Below are 18914 nucleotides of genomic sequence, written 5' to 3'. Positions count from 1 at the left end.
AGAGAGTTAGTCGCTCATAACAATGAAAATAGTTTCTTGTCTATTTCCAACGTTACCAGAAGAAGTCCCAGACTCAACACAACAAGCTTGAATTTATGTGTTTTGCCAAAAATTAATATGAATAGCTGCTGACTGAGGCAACACTCAAACATTTAGATGAAGATTATTATTTTAAACAAATGTAGTTTGGAACGCCCAGTTCAAAGATAAAGGTTTTCATTGCCATGGTAAAACGACTTAAAAACAAAATAATATTGTTAGCCGTATTATTGATTGTCTCTATTGGCAGCTACTTCGGATGGCTGGCGCTCCATAAGAAAGAGACCGTCAGCGTTCTTGCGACGGACGTAGTCAGTCGGGGACCGGTGCGGCAGGTACTGGAACAGACCGGTATCGTCAAAACCCAGGTGGGTGCTATCGTCAAAATCGGCACCAGGGCCACCGGTACCATCGAAAAGATGCTGGTGCAGGTGGGGGATCGGGTCAGCCGGGGTCAGCTGGTAGCACGCATCGACAACCGGGAGATCCGCGCCCAGGTGGCCGAAGCACGGGCCGGTCTGCGAACCGACGAAGCCGAACTGCAACGGGTGCGACGCATCGAGCCTTTGAACATCGAAGAAGCGCAGGCCGAGTTGGCGCTGACCCGCGCCCAGGCGGAATATCTGCGCAGCAATTACCAGCGCATCCGCCAATTGGCGGCGGAGGGCATCGTTTCACAGGACGAACTGGAAAACGCCCAGCAACAGGCGGAGGTTGAGACCCGTCGTGAGGCTGCGCGTCAAACCGCCCTCGAACGCCTTCAGCAGGAATACGAGGAAAACCTGCGCCAGGCGCAACTGGCCGTGCAGTCCTCCCGGGCCAAGCTGGACGCGTTGCAGGTGCGGCTGTCCTATACCGACATTCACAGCCCCATCGACGGCATCGTCAGCCAGGTAACCGCCCAGGAAGGCGAAACCATCGTCGCCGGGCTGCAGGTGGCCAATCTGATTACGGTGCTCGACACCTCGCGGCTGGAAATGTGGATTTACGTCGACGAAACGGACATCGGCCAGGTCAGCCCTGGGCAGCAGGTGGAATTCCGGGTCGACGCCTACACCGACAAGGTGTTCCCCGGCACCATTCAGACCGTCTACCCGGAGCCGGAAATCCGCGACAACATCGTGTATTACAAGGCGCTGGTCGCCATTCCCAAACCGGAAGCGGCCTGGCTGCGTCCCGAAATGACCACCCAGGTGCAGATCGTGGTGGCGGAAAAGGACGCGGTGCTGCGCTTGCCCAACGCCGCCCTGAAATGGGTCGACGGACGCCAGGTGGTGTTTCTGCTCCCCCCCGACGGCAAGGTGCGTGAGGTGCATCCCGAACTGGGTCTGACCGGCCTGCTGGAAAGCGAAATTCTGCAGGGACTGCAGGAAGGAGACCGTGTCGCGACCCAGGTGGTGCTTGCCGCCAACGGCAAAAAACGAAAGAACAAACCATGAGCGATCCGAATCCGATCATCCGGCTGCAGAACATCCAAAAGACCTTCACCCTCGGCGACCTGGATATCGACGTGCTGCGCGGCGTCAGTCTGGATATCGGGCAGGGTGAATTCGTCGCCTTGCGGGGGGCTTCCGGGTCGGGCAAATCGACCCTGATGCACATCCTCGGACTGCTCGACCGCCCCACGGGCGGACAGTACCTGCTGCAGGGCGAGGATGTCGCCGGCTTGCCGGATGATCGCCTCAGCGCGCTGCGCAACCGACTGTTCGGCTTCATCTTCCAGACGTTTTATCTGATCCCCTACGTTTCCGCGCTCGAGAACGTCATCCTGCCCGGCCTCTACGGCGCCACTCCGGCGCGACATCTGCGCCAGCGGGCCGAGGAACTGCTGGGCCAGGTCGGTTTGGCGGATCGCCTGCACTTTCGCCCCGGGCAACTCTCCGGCGGCCAGCAGCAGCGGGTCGCCATGGCCCGCGCCCTGCTCAACGATCCCCAGGTATTGCTGGCGGACGAACCGACCGGGCAGCTCGATTCCGCCACCAGTACGGAAATCATGGCCCTGCTCCGGAGCATTCACAGTCAGGGGCGCACGGTCATTCTGGTCACCCACGACGCCGCTACGGCCGACTATGCCGAGCGGGAGGTATTGCTGCATGACGGCCTGGTCCAGGATCACTGAAACCCTGCTGATTGCCTGGCGTTGTGCCGGCATGGCGCGCCACGCCTTGTGGGCCGCCAAAACCCGCAGCCTGTTCGTGGTGGCGGGGGTGGCTCTCGGCATCGCCTCTTTGACCATCATCGTCGCTGCGGTGGACGGCGCCGAGCGCAAGGCCAACGAGATGGTGCGGATTTTCGGCCCCGATGCGGTTCTGGTCCTCGGCGGCAACATCGAAAGCCGGGCCGTGGGCCAGCGCACCCTGACCCTTTCCTACGAGGATAATGCCGCACTGCGCCGGGCGCTGCCGGGAGCTTACCTGGTGGTGCCCATGCGCGCCAAATCGAATGTCCAGGTGCGCTACGGCGGCCAGGTAACGCAGGTGCCCCTGGTGGTGGGAACCTCGGAAGGCTATGCCCGTGCCTGGGACTGGCCCTTAAGCGAAGGGCGGGATCTATCCGCCGAGGATCTGGCGCGCAGCGCCCGGGTCGGCCTGATCGGCGACACCGTTTCCCGGGAACTGTTCGGCGATGCCTCGCCCATCGGTCGCACGGTGCTGATGGACCGTTTCCCGCTGCAGATCGTCGGTCGTTTGAGTTATCGGGGCGTATCGGGCGGAAGTGGATCGGTCGACAATCGCATCATCATCCCGATCACCACCCTGACCAAACGCTTCAACCTGGATCGCAAATACTTTCGCGCCTTGCGGGTCAAGTTCCACAATCCGGAATACATGCCGCAGCATGTCGCCAATCTGCGCAGTCTGCTGCGGCATCTGCACGGCCTGCGGCCCGAGCAGGAAGACGACTTCAGCATTCTGACAGCCGATGAGGTTCTCAAGTTCCTGTCGACCTTCAAAGGCGGGCTGGTACTGTTTCTCGGCGTCACCGCAGTCGTGGCCATGGTGGTCGGCGGTTTTGTACTGGCCAACCTGTTTTACCTCGGCGTCGATGAACGACGCTCCGAAATCGGTCTGAAAATGGCCCTCGGTGCGCCGCGCTGGGCGATTCTGGTGCAGATTCTGCTGGAAGCGGTCGGGCTGACCCTGATCGGCGCGCTGCTCGGGATGGGACTGGGCATAGCCCTGGGGCAGCTGCTGGCGCGCCTGGGCGTGCTGAAAATCCTTTTTTCGTGGAAAGTGTTCGGCTTCGCCCTGTTCGCCTCCCTGGCCATCGGCCTGATCTTCGGCCTCAAGCCGGCACGCCGTGCCGCATCCCTGGCACCCATCGAGGCACTTAAAGGCAATGGTTAAACTCGCCGCGGAGAATCGCCATGTTGTTCAGTATTAAAATAGCTCTGGCGTCCCTGCGCGCGCATTACGTGCGCACGATACTGGCCATGCTTGGCGTGTTGCTCGGCGCCCTGGCGCTGACCGGGGTACAGCACATTTCCCGCGCCATGTTGCTCAAAGCCGAACAGGAAACCGCCAAACTCGGCAGCAACCTGTTCATGGCACGTACCGGTCGGCTGGCGTTTCGTCCGGGACGACCTGGTCGGGTGCGTCACGAGGCGACCAACTTCACCTTGCAGGATGCCCGGGTGCTGGCCCAGGCCCTGCCGGCGGTACGCAAAGCGGCGCCGTTTGTCAGCGTCACCGTGCCGATACGCGCGGGCAATGTCAACATCAAATGCCAACTGGTGGCGACCAATCCCCAGTACCGGACGGTGCGCAATGCCGAACCCGCCGTCGGACGGTTTCTTTCCGCCGCGGATGAGCGCCACAAAGCCAAGATCTGCGTGCTCGGTTCGAAAATCGCCGAGCGGTTGTTCGACCGGGCCGAAGCGGCCCTTGGCCAGCAGGTCTATTTTGATCGCGCCGTGCTGCGGGTAGCGGGCGTCATGCAAACCAAAGGCGCGGATATCGCCGGGGCCGATCAGGACGAGCAGGTATTCGTGCCCATGTCGACCTACCTGCGCCGCATGGCCAATCAGGACTGGATCACCGGCGTCTACCTGCAACTCGGCGACGAGGCGAACGTCGCCGCCGCCAAGCAAACCGCCAACGACATCCTGCGCCAGCGCCACCGCATCGATCCGGGCGAGGACGATGATTTTTCGGTGTTGACCGCCAAAGACACCATGCAGGTGCAGGAGCAGGCCCTGAGCCTGGTCAGCACCCTGGGACTGATCAGCTCCTCGGTATCCTTCGCCGTCGGCGGTCTGGGCATTTTATCCATCATGATCCTGCTGGTACGCTCCCGGCGGCTGGAAATAGGGGTGCGACGAGCGGTAGGAGCCCGGCGACGCGATATCGTCCGCCAGTTTCTGGTGGAAGCCGCCCTGATGGCCGGTATCGGCGGCTTATTTGGAGTACTGAGCGCCCTGGGGCTGGTCGTCATCGTGTGCCGCATCGGCCAGATGCCGCTGGTCTTCGAACCCGGACTGGTGCTCATCGCCCTGGCCGGCTCAGCCCTGCTGGGGCTGGTCGCGGGGGCCTATCCGGCCTGGCAGGCGGCGCAGGTGGAGATTCTCGATGTGTTGAAGAGTGATTGAAAAGCGGAAGGTAAAGTGATTGGTGACTAGTGACTGGTGATTAGTGACTGCATTCCCGATGCTTGGTTCTGAGGGGGTTAAGGTTCTACCCAACAGAATCGCACTCGCCCATTTCGACAGAAAGAAAAACGAACGATTTCAGCAACGCAGTTTCAAAAGCGGAAGAGCTCCAAAGAAAGCGGCGACGCCACCAACAATCTGCAAAAGAGTAACGTCCTCCGCCTCTCCGCGCCGGACATGCCTTCCCGGAGGGCAAGGCACTTTTTGCTTACTTTTTGTTGCCGTCTGGACAAAAAGTAAGGCGTCCGGCGGGACGCGACCCGCCGGTGTTGCCTGCAAAACTGTTGCAGACACCGACGCTGCTAAATTGAAAAAACCGCCAACGCGGTGTCCTGATGCTTGGTTCTAAAGGTGTTTAAGGTTTACCCAACAGAATCGTACTCGCCCGGATCGACAAAGAGAAAAAACAAACGATTTCAGCAACGCAGTTTCAAAAGCGGAAGAGCCCCAAGAAAAGCAGCGACACCACCAATAACCTGCAAAAGGGTGACGTCCTCCACCTCTCCGCACCGGACATGCCTTCCCGGAGGGCAAGGCATTTTTTGCTTACTTTTTGTTGCCGTCTGGACAAAAAGTAAGGCGTCTGGCGAGACGCGACCCGCCGGTGTTGATGTTGAAGTATCAAAAACCAAGTATCGTTGTACCAAGTACCAAGAATCAAAAACGGGAGCGCTCCGCCACCAACCTCCAGGAAACGCCCCCGAACAGATCAAATCGCCTTCAACGACCGATGCGCCGCCTCGACGGTACGATCGATATCCTCCACCGTGTGAGCCAGACTCACGAAGCCGGCCTCGAACTGGGACGGCGCCAGATGTACGCCGTTATCCAGCATCTGTCCGAAATAGCGGGCAAACGCCTCGGTATCGCTGGCTTTGGCATCGGCGAAGGAAGTCACCGGCCCCGTCTGGAAATAGTTGCAGAACATGCTGCCGACCCGTTGCAGACAGGCAGGCACCCCGGCTGCGGCAGCCGCCTGCCGCAGCCCCTCGGCCAGGTAGGCACTGCGTTGCTCCAGCTGCTCATACACCCCTTCTTCCCTTATCAGCTTCAAGGTAGCGATGCCGGCACTCATGGCCAGGGGATTCCCCGACAGGGTACCGGCCTGATACACGCCGCCATCCGGCGCCAGATGCCGCATGATATCCTGACGGCCACCAAAAGCGCCGACCGGCAGCCCGCCGCCGATGACCTTGCCCAGACAGACCAGATCGCCGCGCACACCGTACAATTGTTGCGCGCCGCCGTAGCTGACACGAAAACCGGTCATGACCTCGTCGATAATCAAGAGAATCTCGTGCTGATCGCACAAGGCGCGCAGTCCCTCGAGAAATCCCGGTTGCGGCGGTACGCAGCCCATGTTGCCGGCGATCGGTTCGAGGATGATGGCCGCCAGATCCGCTTTGTGTTCTTCGACCAGCGCCCTGACCCTGCCCAGATCGTTGTAGGGAGCCGTCAGCGTATGGCGGGCGAAATCCGCCGGCACACCCGGCGAGGCGGGGATACCGAAGGTAGCGACACCGCTGCCGGCATCCACCAGCAGACTGTCGGCATGGCCGTGATAACACCCCTCGAACTTAAGAATCTTGTCGCGACCGGTTACACCGCGCGCCAGACGGATGGCACTCATGGTCGCCTCGGTGCCCGAAGACACCATGCGCACGCTTTCCATATTCGGAAAAGCGGCGCAGACCTGCTCGGCCAGTTCGATTTCCAGAGCGGTCGGGGCACCGAAAGAGGTACCGCGAGCGGCAGCATCGCATATGGCTTCCACCACTTTGGGGTGGCTGTGGCCGACGATCATGGGGCCCCAGGAGCCGACGTAGTCGATATAACGGTTGCCGTCGGCATCGACAAGCGTGCAGCCTTCGGCCCGCTCGATGAACAGGGGCTGGCGACCGACGGCCTTAAATGCACGAACAGGGCTGTTGACGCCGCCGGGGATAACCTTGCGGGCGCGCTCGAAAAACTGATGCGATCGAGAATATGACATGAAAAATCTTTCCTGATGGGGTGATAAACGTGATGTTTGATAAACGCAGGAGCTTTTTGACTATCACGCACTTTGGTGTCTGTCAAGAATTGAAATACCACCCTGCGATATGGAGATCGGTCGAATTAAAAATTGCTTTGGTTCGAGCGCTGCGGTAAGCTCAAAAGCGTTTGGCCGGCTTGGATACCGGCTGGAGGGAGCGCATGAAAAATCTGCTGTTAATCTTGATCGGAGCGGTACTTGTCAACAATTTTGTGTTGGCGCGATTCCTCGGATTATGCCCGTTTCTCGGCGTCTCCAGAAAAGTGGAAACAGCCCTTGGCATGGGTATGGCCGTCACCTTCGTGATGGTGGTGGCCAGCGGCTGCACCTGGGTGTTGCAATATCTGGTACTGACGCCCTACCATCTCGATTATCTGCAGACCATCGCTTTTATTCTGGTCATTGCCACGCTGGTGCAGATGGTGGAAATGATCGTACGCAAATCCTCGCCGGTGCTGTACCAGTCCCTGGGTATTTTCCTGCCCCTGATTACCACCAATTGCGCCGTCCTCGGTTTGGCGGTGCTCAACATCCAGCAGGGTTACAGTTTTGTGCAGAGTCTGGTGTTCGCTTTTGGCGGCGCAGTCGGTTTTACGCTGGCCCTGGTTTTGTTTGCCGGATTACGCGAACGTCTGCGCCTGTGTCCGGTGCCGGCGGCTTTTCGCGGCACACCTATCGAACTGATCACTGCCGGGCTGCTGGCACTGGCATTCATGGGTTTTGCCGGCCTGGTGCCGGGTTGAAAGCGGAATGAACATGTTTGCTGCAATCATCAGTCTTGGAAGCCTTGGGTGTATCGCGGCGCTGTTGTTGGCCATGGCCGCCCGGCGCTTCGCCGTCACCGTCGACCCCCGGCAGGTTGCGCTGCTGGAGGTGCTGGCAGGTGCCAATTGCGGCGCCTGCGGTTATCCCGGGTGCGACGCCTATGCGCGCGCGTTGCTGGCCGGCAATGCCAAGCCGGACCTGTGCCGCCCCGGCGGGGCCGAAACCCTGGCGCGCATTGCCGCCATCCTCGGTATCGAGGCAACGCCCCGCCAACCGCAGATCGCCGTGGTTCGCTGCCGCGGCAATCGACAGATGGCCCGCGCCAAATACGACTATCAGGGCCTGCAGGATTGCCGCGCCGCCCAGAAACTGGCTTTTGGACCCAAACTTTGTCCGTCGGGCTGCCTGGGATTGGGCAGTTGCGTGCAACATTGCCCGTTTGGCGCGTTGAGCATCAACAGCGTGGGCCTGGCGGTGGTGAATCGTGATCGCTGCACCGGCTGCGGCCTGTGCGTTTCGATCTGTCCGCGACAGGTCCTGACCCTGGCTCCCGCCGTTGCGCAGACCCATGTTCTGTGCAACAGCCACGATACCGCTGCCAAGGTAAAGAAATACTGCGATGCCGGCTGTCTCGGCTGCCGCCTTTGCGTCAAAGCCGCCCCGGACAGCTTTATTATGGACGATGCCCTGGCGGTGGTACGCTACGGACACGAAGATCCGGCAACCATGGCCAGTGCCATCGACCGCTGCCCGCATCACTGCATCGAAACCTTCGCAGCTGGCGGCGAGACGGTTGCCCCGGCACCTGCCACCACGAAAGGAACGGGATCATGACCCGGCGGGGTTTTCCCGGCGGCACCCATCCGCCCTCACATAAATCAGCGACGGCAGATACCCCCAGCGCAACCTGCCCCTTACCGCCTGAGCTGGTCATCCCCCTGGCCCAGCATGTCGGTGCGCCCGCCACCCCTTGTGTCGGCGCCGGCCAGCACGTACTACGGGGGCAGACCATAGGCCGTGCCCACGGGTTCGTCTCGGTACCGGTGCATGCCTCGACCTCCGGTCTGGTTACGGCGGTGGAGCCGCGCCCCCACCCTTGCGGCACCGACCTGCCGGCGGTGGTTCTAAAACCTGACGGCGACGATGTATGGGCCGAAGAGGTACAAAAACAGAGTTTCCACGTACTGACCGTTGCCGCAATGCTCGATCGCATTCGCGAAGCGGGGGTGGTGGGTATGGGCGGCGCTGCGTTTCCGAGCCATGTCAAACTCGATCCGCCGCGGGATAAAACCATCGATACGGTGATCGTCAACGCGGTGGAATGCGAACCCTGGCTGACGGCCGACCGGCGCACGCTGCTGGAACGGATGGAAAAAGTTCTGACCGGGATTGAGGTTTTGCAGAAAATCACCGACGCCGACCATGTCTGGATCGGGATGGAGGACAACCAGCCCGATGCCGCCGCACTGCTGGCTCCCCACTGCCGACAGCGCGGTATCGGCCTGGCAGTGCTGCCCGCCAAATATCCCCAGGGGGCGGAACGCCAACTGATCTACGCGGTAACGGGACGCCGGGTGCCGGCTCGCGGGCTGCCCATGGATGTGGGAGTGCTGGTACAGAATGTCGGCACCGTGGCGGCTCTGACCGATGCGGTAACACGCCAACGCCCGCTTATCGAACGCATGGTAACCGTCAGCGGCCCCGGCGTGGTCCATCCGCAAAACCTGCGGGTGCGTATCGGTACGCCGATCGCTCATCTGCTTGAGCATTGCGGACTGCGCGGGGAGCCGGCCAAGGTGCTGCTCGGCGGCCCGATGATGGGGACCGCCCAACATACGCTCGCGGTCCCCGTGCTGCGCGGCACCAGCGGCGTGCTGGCCTTTCGCCGCCAGGACCAGACAACCGCCGCCATCGGTTCGTGTGTGCGCTGCGGCCGATGTGTCGCCGCCTGTCCCATGCACCTGATGCCGACTTTTATCGCCGATTATGCCCGTCGAGACGAACTGGCGCTGGCGGAACGCTTCGCGGCACGCAACTGCATCGAATGTGGCAGCTGTTCTTTTGTCTGTCCGGCCGGGATACCACTGGTGCAGTCGATTCGTTATGCCAAAGGCGCCATCCTGGCCCGACGCAGGAGCATGTAAAATGCAGCATTCCAAGCCACTGCTGAGCGTATCCTGTTCCCCGCACCTGCACTGCGGCATGACCACCCGCGGCATGATGGGCGCCGTGATACTGGCCCTGCTGCCGGCGGCGGTTGTCGCCGTCTACCTGTTCGGGCTGGCCGCTGTAGCCGTCATGACGATCTGTGTTGCCTCCGCCGTGGCCGTGGAAGCACTGTGGCAGAAAGCCGTCGGCAGTCCGGTCACCGTTAGCGATGGCAGCGCCGTACTGACCGGCTTGCTGGTGGCCTTCAATCTGCCGCCGTCGAGCCCCTGGTGGCTGGCTCTGCTCGGTTCGGTTATCGCCATCGTGATCGGCAAGCAGGTCTTTGGCGGGCTGGGGCATAATCCGTTCAATCCGGCACTGGTGGCCCGTATCGTGCTGCTGGTGTCTTTTCCCACGGTCATGACCCATTGGTCGGGGCCGCAACCCGGGCGGTTTTTGGCCGATGCGGTAACGGCAGCGACACCCTTGAGCGAAACCAAAAGCGCCGTGATGCTCAGCGGCCATCTGCCGCCGAATGCGACCGGTTTTGCTCTTGATTATCTGCTCGGCAACATGGCCGGCTGCCTGGGCGAGGTCTCGGCCCTGGCGCTGTTAATCGGCGCTCTGTTCCTGCTCTGGCGACGGGTCATCAGCTGGCATATTCCGGTCAGTTACATCGGCACGGTGGCGACAGTCTCCGGCATGTTCTGGCTTGTCGATCCGAGCCGCTACCCCCATCCGGTTTTTCACCTGCTGTCCGGCGGCCTGATGCTGGGGGCTTTTTATATGGCCACCGACCTGGTCACCTCGCCGTTGACAGGGCGCAGCATGCTGCTGTACGGCTGCGGTTGCGGACTGTTTACCGTGCTTATCCGCCTGTTTGGCAGTTATCCCGAGGGGGTGGCGTTTTCCATCCTGCTCATGAATACGGTCACCCCGCTGCTGGACCGCTATCTGGTACCGCGCCCCTTCGGTATGGGCAGTTCGCGAGGCATCCTATGAGCGAAGGGGTACGTTTCATGCTGGTATTGACGCTGATCACCGCCCTTTCCGGGTTGCTGCTGGGGGTAACCGAACGCTGTACGCGCCAGCCCATTATCGAGCAGCATGCCCGGCAACAGAGGACGGCTTTGGGCGCGGTGCTGCCGGCGGTGGACAACACGCCGGACAAGGATACCGTCACCCTCCCGGCGGAGCCGGCAGACCATGACGCCTCGCAGCCTACGATCTACTACCGCGGGCGTCGCCAGGGCCGTATCGTAGGCATAGCGTTTAAGGTCGTGGCGCAAAAAGGTTACGGAGGCCCCATCAGCATGATGGTCGGCGTAGCTCCCGACGGCACCCTGCTCGGCCTGGAGATCCTGCACCAGACCGAGACGCCCGGTCTCGGCAACCGCATCGAGGAGCCGGCCTTCCGGCAACGTTTCCTCGGCAAGGGGCTGACCGGCTATCGTTGGCGGGTCCGCAAGGACGGTGGCGATTTCGATCAGATCAGCGGAGCCACCATCTCCTCGCGCGCGGTTGTCGCCGGTCTTGCCGAGGGCCTGCAGAAGTATCGCAGCCAGGCAGCTCTGATCCTGGCCGATACCGGAGCACAGCCATGAAACTCTGGGCCATTTTCAGCAGCGGACTGTGGCGTAACAACGCCATCTTTAAACTGGTGCTCGGCATGTGTCCGACCCTGGCGGTAACCACCAGCGCCATGAATGGGCTGGGTATGGGGCTGGCCACCACCAGCGTTCTGCTTTGCTCCAATATGGCCGTATCGGCCCTGCGCACCTTGATTCCCGCCAAAGTACGCATTCCGGCCTTCATCGTGATCATTGCGACCTTCGTCACGGTGGTGCAGCTGCTGATGGAGGCCTATGCCTTCGAGCTGTATCAGGCACTGGGCATTTTTATCCCGCTGATTGTCGTTAACTGCCTGATTCTGGGCCGCGCCGAAGCCTTTGCTTCCCGCCAGCCGCTGTGGGCCTCGGCCGCCGACGGTGCCGGCATGGGGCTCGGATTCACCCTCGCGCTGGTCATGCTCGGCGGGGTCCGGGAGCTGTTGGGCGCCGGCAGCCTGTTTGGCCTGCAGATGACCGGGGCCGGTTTTCACCCCATGTTGCTGATGATCCTGCCACCCGGTGCCTTTCTGGCCCTGGGATTTCTGCTGGCGGCGATCAACGGCTGGAAAAATCGCAAGCGCTCGATCTCCGAACGTTGAACCGGTCGCACGTGCCGCAGCAAAACAAAAACCCCCGTATCGCTTACGGGGGTTTTGTTTTGCTTATCGAAAGAGCCGAATCGCCGGTTTATTGATTCTGCAGACCGTATTTCTTGATTTTGCGATGCAGAGTGTTGCGGGCAATCCCCAAGGCGCGCGCCGCCTCGGTAATGTTCCAACGATGCTGCAACAGGGTACGCTTGATGGAGGCGGCCTCCGAATCCCGCAACGCTTCGCTACCGGCCGAGGACAGCCCTTTTTTGCGCATCACCGCATAGAGGTTCGCTTCCAGACCGCGCAGGGAATTCAACAGCTGAGTCAGTTCGCCGTCGGAAAGCTGCGACAGGGCTTCCGGGGTACCGTAATGCTCCCAGAAACTTTCCAGGGACGGCGCAGAGCTGGCAGGCTCTGCTTCGGCGAACGCCGGCGAAGCCACGGCGGCCTGTCCGTTGCTGATCGGGCGGGGTTTGCTGGCGGTCAATTTACCGGAGAAATGTTCCGGCAGGATAACCTTGTCGTCGCACAGGGCCACCGCCTGCCGCAGGGTATTGGACAATTCCCGGATATTGCCCGGCCAGTCGTACTGGCACAGCAGATCGAGGATTTCGTCCGACAGCGTCAGGGTCGGATTGAACTGTTTGACAAAATACTTGGCCAGCATCGGAATGTCCTGTGCCCGCGAGCGCAGCGGCGGAATGACCAGTTTGACGACATTCAGCCGATAAAAGAGGTCTTCGCGGAATTCCCGCCGCAACATGGCATCTTCCAGATCGACGTTGGAGGCGGAGATGACACGCACGTCGCAATGAATCTGTTTCTCTCCGCCGAGGCGCATGAACTCCCCGGTTTCCAGTACGCGCAACAATTTAACCTGAATGGCCAGGCTGGCCTCACCGATCTCATCCAGGAACAGGGAACCCTTGTTGGCCATTTCAAAAATACCCCGGCGCATGTTGCCCGCTCCGGTAAAGGAACCGCGCTCGTGACCGAACAATTCGCTTTCGAGCAGGTTATCGGACAGGGCACCGCAGTTTATGGGGATGAACATCTGCTCCGTGCGGGCCGAGGCGGTATGGATAAAGCGCGCCAGCACTTCCTTGCCGGTGCCGGTTTCACCCTGGATAAGGACGCTGATATCTTTGGGAGCGATTTTGTAGGCCAGAGAAACCAGGCGACGCATATCCGGACTGTCGCCGACCAGAAAACCCATGGATTTGGCCAGTTCGCTCCACTCTTCGTCTTCTTCCTTGCCTCCCTGAAAACTCACGGCAGAAGCTTTTTCGATAAGCCGTTCAATAAGCTTGATATCCTCAAAGGGTTTTTCGAGGTATTCGTATGCTCCCAGCTGCATGGCCTGCACCGCCGTCTTGATGGTACTGAAACCGGTCATGATAATGACTTCGCAGGCCGGTTGACGGCTCTTGATGTGCTTCAACAGGGTTAAGCCATCGGTGTCGGGCAACTTGAGATCGACCATCGCCACATTGAACGTGCCGTAGTCGAGCGCTTTTAAGGCCTCCTCTTCATTGACGGCGGTAACGGTCCGGTACCCTTTCCTTTGCAGCAACCGCCGGAAAAATGTACAGACAGATTCCTCGTCATCGATGATCAGGATGTTTACCTTCGACAAGATTACACCACCTTTGGATTAAAAATTGAGGTCGTATGCGGGGCCTTTTCTGATCGGCAACCGCAACGTGAAACAACTGCCTTCTCCCCAGGTACTTTCCACCTCCAGAGAGCCCCCATGGGCTTCGGCAATGCCGAGACTGACGGAAAGCCCCAGTCCGGTGCCCTTGGTTTCCTCTTTACTGGTATAAAAAGGGGTAAAAACACGCTGAAGATTTTTGGCCGGAATACCTATGCCGTTATCTTTTACAGAAATAATGATCCACTGTCCATCGCCATTATCCTCCGCATAGGAACGTACCTCAATGGTCTTTTCCCGGTCAACACCCCCCAGGGCGTCCCTGGCGTTAATCAGCAGATTGGTCAGAACCTGCTGAATCTGGCGGCCGTTCGCCTTGGTCAACGGCAAATTGGGGTCGAGGTTCTTGACAATGGTAATCTGGTTACGATCGATCTGATAATAAATCAGATGCAGAACCCGCTCAACCTCTTCGTTAAGATCGGTCTCTGCCATGGGCAGGTGGTCCTGGCGGGAGAAGGTCAACAGATTCTGGATAATGCGTTTGCAGCGCAGACCGCAGTTGACGATATCTTCGAGCGGTTCGCGAACCTCGGGCTGCGCTTCGAACTCGCGATGAATCAGCTGTGCCGTACCGATGATGACCGTCATGGGGCTGTTCAGCTCATGCGCCACGCCGGCAGCCATTTCACCAATGGCCGCCAATCGAGCCGAATGCATAAGCCTGGCTTCCATATTGGTCTTCTGCGTTACATCTTTAATGATATGAGTAATGGCGGTCAACTGGCGATTTTCGTCCAGCACCGGGTAATAGAAAAGGTCCAGCACCTGCCCCGAGTCCGTTTCGAGCCTCTTGAATACCGGTTTCGGATCCTTTTTGAGGCTTTCCATGGGGCATTCCTCACAGGGGATGTCGCGACCGTAAAGACGCCGGTAACATTTCATGCCCTGGTAGGCGCCCTGCTCGCAGGTCATTTCCGGCATCTGCCGGCCGTTGTCGAGCAGAATATTGTAATCCGGATCGAGCAGCAAAATGGGATCGGTAACGGCCTTGAATGTGGATTCCCAACCTTGCTGGGCCCTGGAAACCTCCTTGTAGAGGCGGGAATTCTGAATGCTGATGGTCAGATGATCGGCCAGGTGCTGGAGAAAGCCGAGTTCTTCCCTGGCATACGCCTGGCCCTGGGCGCTCCCTACCAGCAACAGGCCATGGACGGCTGCCCGCTTGTACAAGGGGGCGATGGCCATGGACTGCAGGTCGCAGGCCAGTTCGGGATATTCCTGAAAGAAGGCATCCGCGGTGTTGACCGGCTCATGCACACAGGCCTGGCCGGATCTGACGACATCCCAGACAAACGAATCGCCCGGTATGCTTGCCGACCGAGGAGGCTTGCTGGGCATTACGGCGCGCATGGTCAGGGCGCCTTCGCGCAACATGGCAAGGGCCAGAAAATCGCACGGCAAAGCCCGGTGCAGTTGCCGGTATGCCCGCTCGATCATATCCTCCGTGGACATTTCCAGATTGATGTCTCTGGAAAGCTGATGCAGGATCTCCAGGCGGCTGTTTTGCTTGAGAATTTCGGCATTACGCTTTTTGAGCTCAACGTAATAGTTCAGCTTGGAAGAGTTGACCCCCGTGAGGTTCTCAATAAGCGTCTTTTTATCAAGCATGATTCAAACCGTTGCAAAAGAAAGAATGGAGCAAAGATTCGCAAGAGCGTAACTCACCGTGACTAATAGGCTTTAAGAAAAAGCTTTTCAATATCCTCGGCGGTGGCGTCGCGGGGGTTGGTCACCAGACAGGCATCGTTGAGCGCATTCTGACTCAGGGTTTTGATATTTTCCTTCTTGAGCCCGACCGAAGCAAGGCGGTTATGCAGACCGATCTCTTTGGTAAGAGTGCTGACGGCTTCGATAGCTTTCTCGGCGAGGTCTTGCTTCGGACCTGCCTGACTGGCGGCTTCATCGATCTGCCGCGCGATTGCATTGAATTTATCCCGGCAAACGGGAAGATTGAACTGCATGATATGGGGTAACAAGGTGGCATTGGTTTCCCCATGATGGGTATCCAACAACCCGTCGATCTGGTGGGTCATGGCATGTCCCGCACCCAGGATGGCATTGGAAAAGGCGATCCCGGCGTTGAGACTGGCCATGGCCATATTGTTATTGGCCACGGCATCCTGTCGATCGAAAACCGATTGTTTAAGATTTGCAAAAATCAACCGGATGGCGTTCAGAGCATGAATGTCCGTCAGCGGCGTAGCCGCCAGCGAAACATACGACTCGATGGCATGGGACAGGGCGTCCATGCCCGTTGCGGCAGCAAGCCGGGCGGATTTGGTGTTGAGCAAATCCGGATCGATAATGGCGATATCCGGAATCAGTGACTTGGAGATAATCGACATCTTGAGACGTCGTTGATGATCGACGATGATGGCGAACTGGCTGACTTCGGATCCGGTACCGGCAGTACTGGGAACAATGACCATCGGCGGCAGTGGATGCCGGATTTTATTCACCCCCTCGTAATCCTGCAATTCGCCGCCGTTGGTCGCCAGGGTGGCGATGGCTTTGGCGGTATCGGCCGGACTGCCCCCTCCCACCGCAACCAGGGCATCGCATCCCGAACGCAGATAATGGGCAACGCCTTCGGTGACTTCCAAGTCCTTGGGGTTGGAGGTTATGGATGAAAAGATTTCATACTGCAACCCGGCATTGCGCAGATAATAAAGCGCTTTATCTACCCACCCGGCGTCGATAAGCCCCTGATCCGTGACGACGAAGACCTTGGAGGCACCGCTGCGTGCAGCACTTTCGCCGATCTGGCTGAGCGCGCCCTGCCCGAAAATAATTTCCGGTGTAACAAACTTGCGAATGCTCACGGAATCTCCCTTTGACAAAGGGCTCATCTCTTTTCCGCTCAACGGCAACATACCTTGGCTGTGCCGATTTCACTCCAACGCCAGTGCCGTTCCGTCGGTTGCAAACTGCCCGCATGGCAGCATTCACCGTTGTCAACCGACAGGGAAACATAACGTTTACAGTATAGTAATTCGGCAGTTAGAGTCAAAAGAAACTTTTCCGCGGCTTTCCCGGGGACGATTCCGCGCCCCGGAAACTATCTTGTTTTCATCCGAAAACGATCCTTTTCCCTTACAAAAACCGCACAGTGTGCACCACGGGTTTCCGCATGCACACTAGCTGGTGGCAACGGCATCACATCTCCGACATGCCAACCTGCGAACTCAGCAGATGAACTTTGACTTTTTCACCGACCTTGAATACATCCTTGTCTTCCGGCAGCAGGGCCAGAGCATCGGCGCGCACCATGGTCTTTAAGATGCCGGTATTCTGGTCACCGGAGCAACTGGCGAAATAGCATCCGTCCTGAAGACGGATATTGACTCTCTGAAAATTGAGAACCCCGAGGCGTTTTTTGGTCAGATCGCTCTCCAGAACCGCTTCGATTTCCTGCTTGATCACCTTGGTATGCCCCATCATTTTCAGCAACGCCGGCTTCACCAGCTCCTCGAAGGTAACCATGGTCGAGACGGGATTGCCGGGCAGCGAAAAGACGGGAGTTCCTTCCCTCATGGCAAAGGTCGTCGGCCGCCCCGGCTTGATATCGACTTTCCAGAAAACAGGTTTGACCCCAAGCTCCTCCAACACCGAACGAACAAAATCCCGGTCGCCGGTGGATACGCCGGCGGAGGTTATCAACGCATCGGCTTTGAGTCCTTCGCTGATTTTTTCTATATGGCTGGCCCGATTGTCAAGTGCAATGCCAAGGACGACCGGTTCGGCGCCGATTTCTTTCAGGGATGCGACCAGAGCCAGCGAGTTGCTGTTGATGATGCGATCTTCGCTGAGGGTCTCGCCCAGCTCTACAAGTTCGTCCCCCGTAGATAGAATAGCGACACGAGGTTTACGGTAAACCGGCACAAACACCTTGCCGTACGATGCCAACATGCCGATTTCCGCAGGTCGAAGCAGCGTCCCTCGCGGCACCACACATTCGCCCTGCTTCACGTCTTCGCCTTTGACACGAACATGGGCATGGGCTTTGACCGTCTTTTGAACATGTACAAGATGCCCCTCCTCGGCCGTTTCCTCGACAGGCACGATGGCATCGGCCCCTGCCGGCAGAGGAGCCCCGGTCATGATTTTGATGGCAGTACCCGGTTCGACCGTCTTGTCGGAACCGCCACCCGCGGGAATAAAATCGATAACTTCGAGGCGTGTCGGCTTTTGGCAATCCTGGCTGCGGACAGCATAACCGTCCATAGCGGAATTGGTCCAACGCGGCATATCCCAGGTCGCGGTTACATCTTCGGCCAGAATGCGGCCGACGGCATCGCTAATAAGAACGCGTTCCTGACCCAGTAGAGGAACATTTGCAAGTATCAGATTTCGGGCTTCCAAAAAGCTCGGCATGGCTGTATCGGCCTCCTTCAGACGTGGCTGGTTCCTCCAGGATATTCCATAACCCACAAAAAAAACTAAGCGGAAAATTCGAAAACGGCGAGCCCCGGGCTGACAACAGGTATCCAAGCCACCGGCACGGCACCGTTAAATATTTTTCAAGACAAGGACTTTTCCTTTTAGTCCTACCCCCGGATCGAACATTGCGCAATCGATAAAACAGCGTATTGCTCAATTTTTTTTGACCTGACCCTGCAAGTCAAAAAATCTCTGCTACAATAACACCCGACGCAAAAAGGTTCCCCCCTTTCATCGGAAAGAACCTTTTTGGATACATTACCTCAAACAGCCCAAGGCAATGGTCTCCTTTCCGAAAACAGGGAGGCTCCGCTGTTTCCGGCGAAACCCATCGGCCCGACGCCCCTGAGAGATAAAATCTCTTTTAGGGCATCAGGCTCGGAGGCGCATTCTTGATTGCACTTTGTTGTGGATTCAATATGTTACCTGCAAACGACGGAGCCGTAGCTACCACCGGGCCGCAACAAGCCCGGCAGGCGAAAACCATGCCCCCTCATTCGCGTAGGCCATCCAAGTTATAATAATGTCCGGAAATTTTCAACCACAAAGACCAACTCGAAACGGGCTGTATCAAACCAAGTATCGAATCGAAGCTGAAGCCGTTACGTATCGACACAACCAGGGCGTTACAAAAAGGAACACTCAGTACCTGATTTGACACACCGCATCACTTCTGGAACACATTTACGGGGCAATCATCCACCGACACCAACTCCGCCCCGACCCGTTGAAAGCAAAAACTCTAACCGTGTTTTGTTTTGATGGATTTCGGTTTTCGCCTAAGGGACCGGGACTTGGCCGGGAATCGAAGTCTCAACGGAAATAAAAAGCACGCTGTTCTGTTTTTGAAAGACAAACCGTAAACACTACTGGCATTCAAATTGCTAATGCCTATAACTCCCAGCCCGAATGCATAAAC

Annotated in this window: 15 protein-coding genes and 1 riboswitch; of the genes, 10 read left to right on the top strand and 5 right to left on the bottom strand. The window is 58.5% G+C overall.

What is annotated here, in order from left to right:
• The first annotated feature begins 224 nt into the window (after nt 1–224).
• The 4 genes from PCAR_RS01985 to PCAR_RS01970 are packed head-to-tail and all read left to right on the top strand — an operon-like array spanning nt 225 to nt 4627.
• Nucleotides 225–1478 (top strand): efflux RND transporter periplasmic adaptor subunit, encoded by a 1254-nt coding sequence (locus PCAR_RS01985; protein WP_011339939.1) that lies wholly within the window; start codon nt 225–227, stop codon nt 1476–1478.
• The gene (locus PCAR_RS01980) at nt 1475–2158 is read left to right on the top strand and encodes an ABC transporter ATP-binding protein (protein ID WP_011339938.1); all 684 of its coding nucleotides are present in this window, start codon (nt 1475–1477) and stop codon (nt 2156–2158) included. The genes PCAR_RS01985 and PCAR_RS01980 overlap by 4 nt, the downstream gene beginning before the upstream one ends.
• Entirely contained in the window at nt 2133–3386 is a 1254-nt protein-coding gene (locus tag PCAR_RS01975) for an ABC transporter permease (protein ID WP_011339937.1), read from the top strand. The genes PCAR_RS01980 and PCAR_RS01975 overlap by 26 nt, the downstream gene beginning before the upstream one ends.
• 20 nt (nt 3387–3406) lie before the next feature.
• A complete protein-coding gene (locus PCAR_RS01970) occupies nt 3407–4627 on the top strand; it encodes an ABC transporter permease (RefSeq protein ID WP_011339936.1) in 1221 nt (406 codons plus the stop codon).
• A gap of 769 nt (nt 4628–5396) precedes the next feature.
• Here PCAR_RS01970 and hemL read toward each other — a convergent pair.
• Entirely contained in the window at nt 5397–6680 is a 1284-nt protein-coding gene (hemL, locus tag PCAR_RS01965) for a glutamate-1-semialdehyde 2,1-aminomutase (RefSeq protein ID WP_011339935.1), read from the bottom strand.
• Between the two features lie 203 nt (nt 6681–6883).
• On the opposite strand from hemL, the gene rsxA reads away from it, so the two are divergent.
• The 6 genes from rsxA to rsxE are packed head-to-tail and all read left to right on the top strand — an operon-like array spanning nt 6884 to nt 11844.
• A complete protein-coding gene (rsxA, locus tag PCAR_RS01960; protein WP_011339934.1) occupies nt 6884–7465 on the top strand; it encodes an electron transport complex subunit RsxA in 582 nt (193 codons plus the stop codon).
• A gap of 13 nt (nt 7466–7478) precedes the next feature.
• Entirely contained in the window at nt 7479–8321 is an 843-nt protein-coding gene (locus PCAR_RS01955) for an RnfABCDGE type electron transport complex subunit B (RefSeq protein ID WP_158447392.1), read from the top strand.
• Entirely contained in the window at nt 8318–9631 is a 1314-nt protein-coding gene (gene rsxC / locus PCAR_RS01950) for an electron transport complex subunit RsxC (RefSeq protein WP_011339932.1), read from the top strand. Before PCAR_RS01955 ends, rsxC begins: the two co-directional genes overlap by 4 nt.
• A gap of 1 nt (nt 9632) precedes the next feature.
• Nucleotides 9633–10637, top strand: a complete 1005-nt coding sequence (locus PCAR_RS01945) for an RnfABCDGE type electron transport complex subunit D (protein WP_011339931.1) — start codon at nt 9633–9635, stop codon at nt 10635–10637.
• A complete protein-coding gene (locus tag PCAR_RS01940; protein WP_011339930.1) occupies nt 10634–11239 on the top strand; it encodes an RnfABCDGE type electron transport complex subunit G in 606 nt (201 codons plus the stop codon). The genes PCAR_RS01945 and PCAR_RS01940 overlap by 4 nt, the downstream gene beginning before the upstream one ends.
• A complete protein-coding gene (gene rsxE, locus PCAR_RS01935; RefSeq protein WP_011339929.1) occupies nt 11236–11844 on the top strand; it encodes an electron transport complex subunit RsxE in 609 nt (202 codons plus the stop codon). Before PCAR_RS01940 ends, rsxE begins: the two co-directional genes overlap by 4 nt.
• 88 nt (nt 11845–11932) lie before the next feature.
• Here rsxE and PCAR_RS01930 read toward each other — a convergent pair whose 3' ends face one another.
• From PCAR_RS01930 to glp, 4 genes are all read right to left on the bottom strand, one after another.
• A complete protein-coding gene (locus PCAR_RS01930; protein WP_011339928.1) occupies nt 11933–13474 on the bottom strand; it encodes a sigma-54-dependent transcriptional regulator in 1542 nt (513 codons plus the stop codon).
• Nucleotides 13475–13492: 18 nt separating this feature from the next.
• On the bottom strand, nt 13493–15163 hold the full coding sequence (locus PCAR_RS01925) for a GAF domain-containing sensor histidine kinase (RefSeq protein WP_011339927.1): 1671 nt from the start codon (nt 15161–15163) through the stop codon (nt 13493–13495).
• Nucleotides 15164–15225: 62 nt separating this feature from the next.
• Complete coding sequence (locus tag PCAR_RS01920; protein ID WP_011339926.1) at nt 15226–16377, bottom strand: iron-containing alcohol dehydrogenase; 1152 nt, start codon at nt 16375–16377, stop codon at nt 15226–15228.
• Between the two features lie 334 nt (nt 16378–16711).
• Nucleotides 16712–17929: a molybdopterin molybdotransferase MoeA gene (gene glp / locus PCAR_RS01915; protein ID WP_011339925.1), complete on the bottom strand. Its 1218-nt coding sequence runs from the start codon at nt 17927–17929 to the stop codon at nt 16712–16714.
• Between the two features lie 335 nt (nt 17930–18264).
• Nucleotides 18265–18391, bottom strand: a riboswitch (molybdenum cofactor riboswitch).
• Between the last annotated feature and the right edge of the window lie 523 nt (nt 18392–18914).

It is taken from the genome of Syntrophotalea carbinolica DSM 2380 (assembly GCF_000012885.1).
Classification (GTDB): domain Bacteria; phylum Desulfobacterota; class Desulfuromonadia; order Desulfuromonadales; family Syntrophotaleaceae; genus Syntrophotalea; species Syntrophotalea carbinolica.
Note: the sequence above shows the minus strand (reverse complement) of the source record. Positions and strands in the feature narration are given on the sequence as shown.

Coding starts and splice junctions, on each gene's coding strand:
- PCAR_RS01985 (WP_011339939.1), top strand. CDS start 225: ATGGTAAAACGACTTAAAAACAAAATAATATTGTTAGCCGTATTATTG.
- PCAR_RS01980 (WP_011339938.1), top strand. CDS start 1,475: ATGAGCGATCCGAATCCGATCATCCGGCTGCAGAACATCCAAAAGACC.
- PCAR_RS01975 (WP_011339937.1), top strand. CDS start 2,133: ATGACGGCCTGGTCCAGGATCACTGAAACCCTGCTGATTGCCTGGCGT.
- PCAR_RS01970 (WP_011339936.1), top strand. CDS start 3,407: ATGTTGTTCAGTATTAAAATAGCTCTGGCGTCCCTGCGCGCGCATTAC.
- hemL (WP_011339935.1), bottom strand. CDS start 6,680: ATGTCATATTCTCGATCGCATCAGTTTTTCGAGCGCGCCCGCAAGGTT.
- rsxA (WP_011339934.1), top strand. CDS start 6,884: ATGAAAAATCTGCTGTTAATCTTGATCGGAGCGGTACTTGTCAACAAT.
- PCAR_RS01955 (WP_158447392.1), top strand. CDS start 7,479: ATGTTTGCTGCAATCATCAGTCTTGGAAGCCTTGGGTGTATCGCGGCG.
- rsxC (WP_011339932.1), top strand. CDS start 8,318: ATGACCCGGCGGGGTTTTCCCGGCGGCACCCATCCGCCCTCACATAAA.
- PCAR_RS01945 (WP_011339931.1), top strand. CDS start 9,633: ATGCAGCATTCCAAGCCACTGCTGAGCGTATCCTGTTCCCCGCACCTG.
- PCAR_RS01940 (WP_011339930.1), top strand. CDS start 10,634: ATGAGCGAAGGGGTACGTTTCATGCTGGTATTGACGCTGATCACCGCC.
- rsxE (WP_011339929.1), top strand. CDS start 11,236: ATGAAACTCTGGGCCATTTTCAGCAGCGGACTGTGGCGTAACAACGCC.
- PCAR_RS01925 (WP_011339927.1), bottom strand. CDS start 15,163: ATGCTTGATAAAAAGACGCTTATTGAGAACCTCACGGGGGTCAACTCT.
- glp (WP_011339925.1), bottom strand. CDS start 17,929: ATGCCGAGCTTTTTGGAAGCCCGAAATCTGATACTTGCAAATGTTCCT.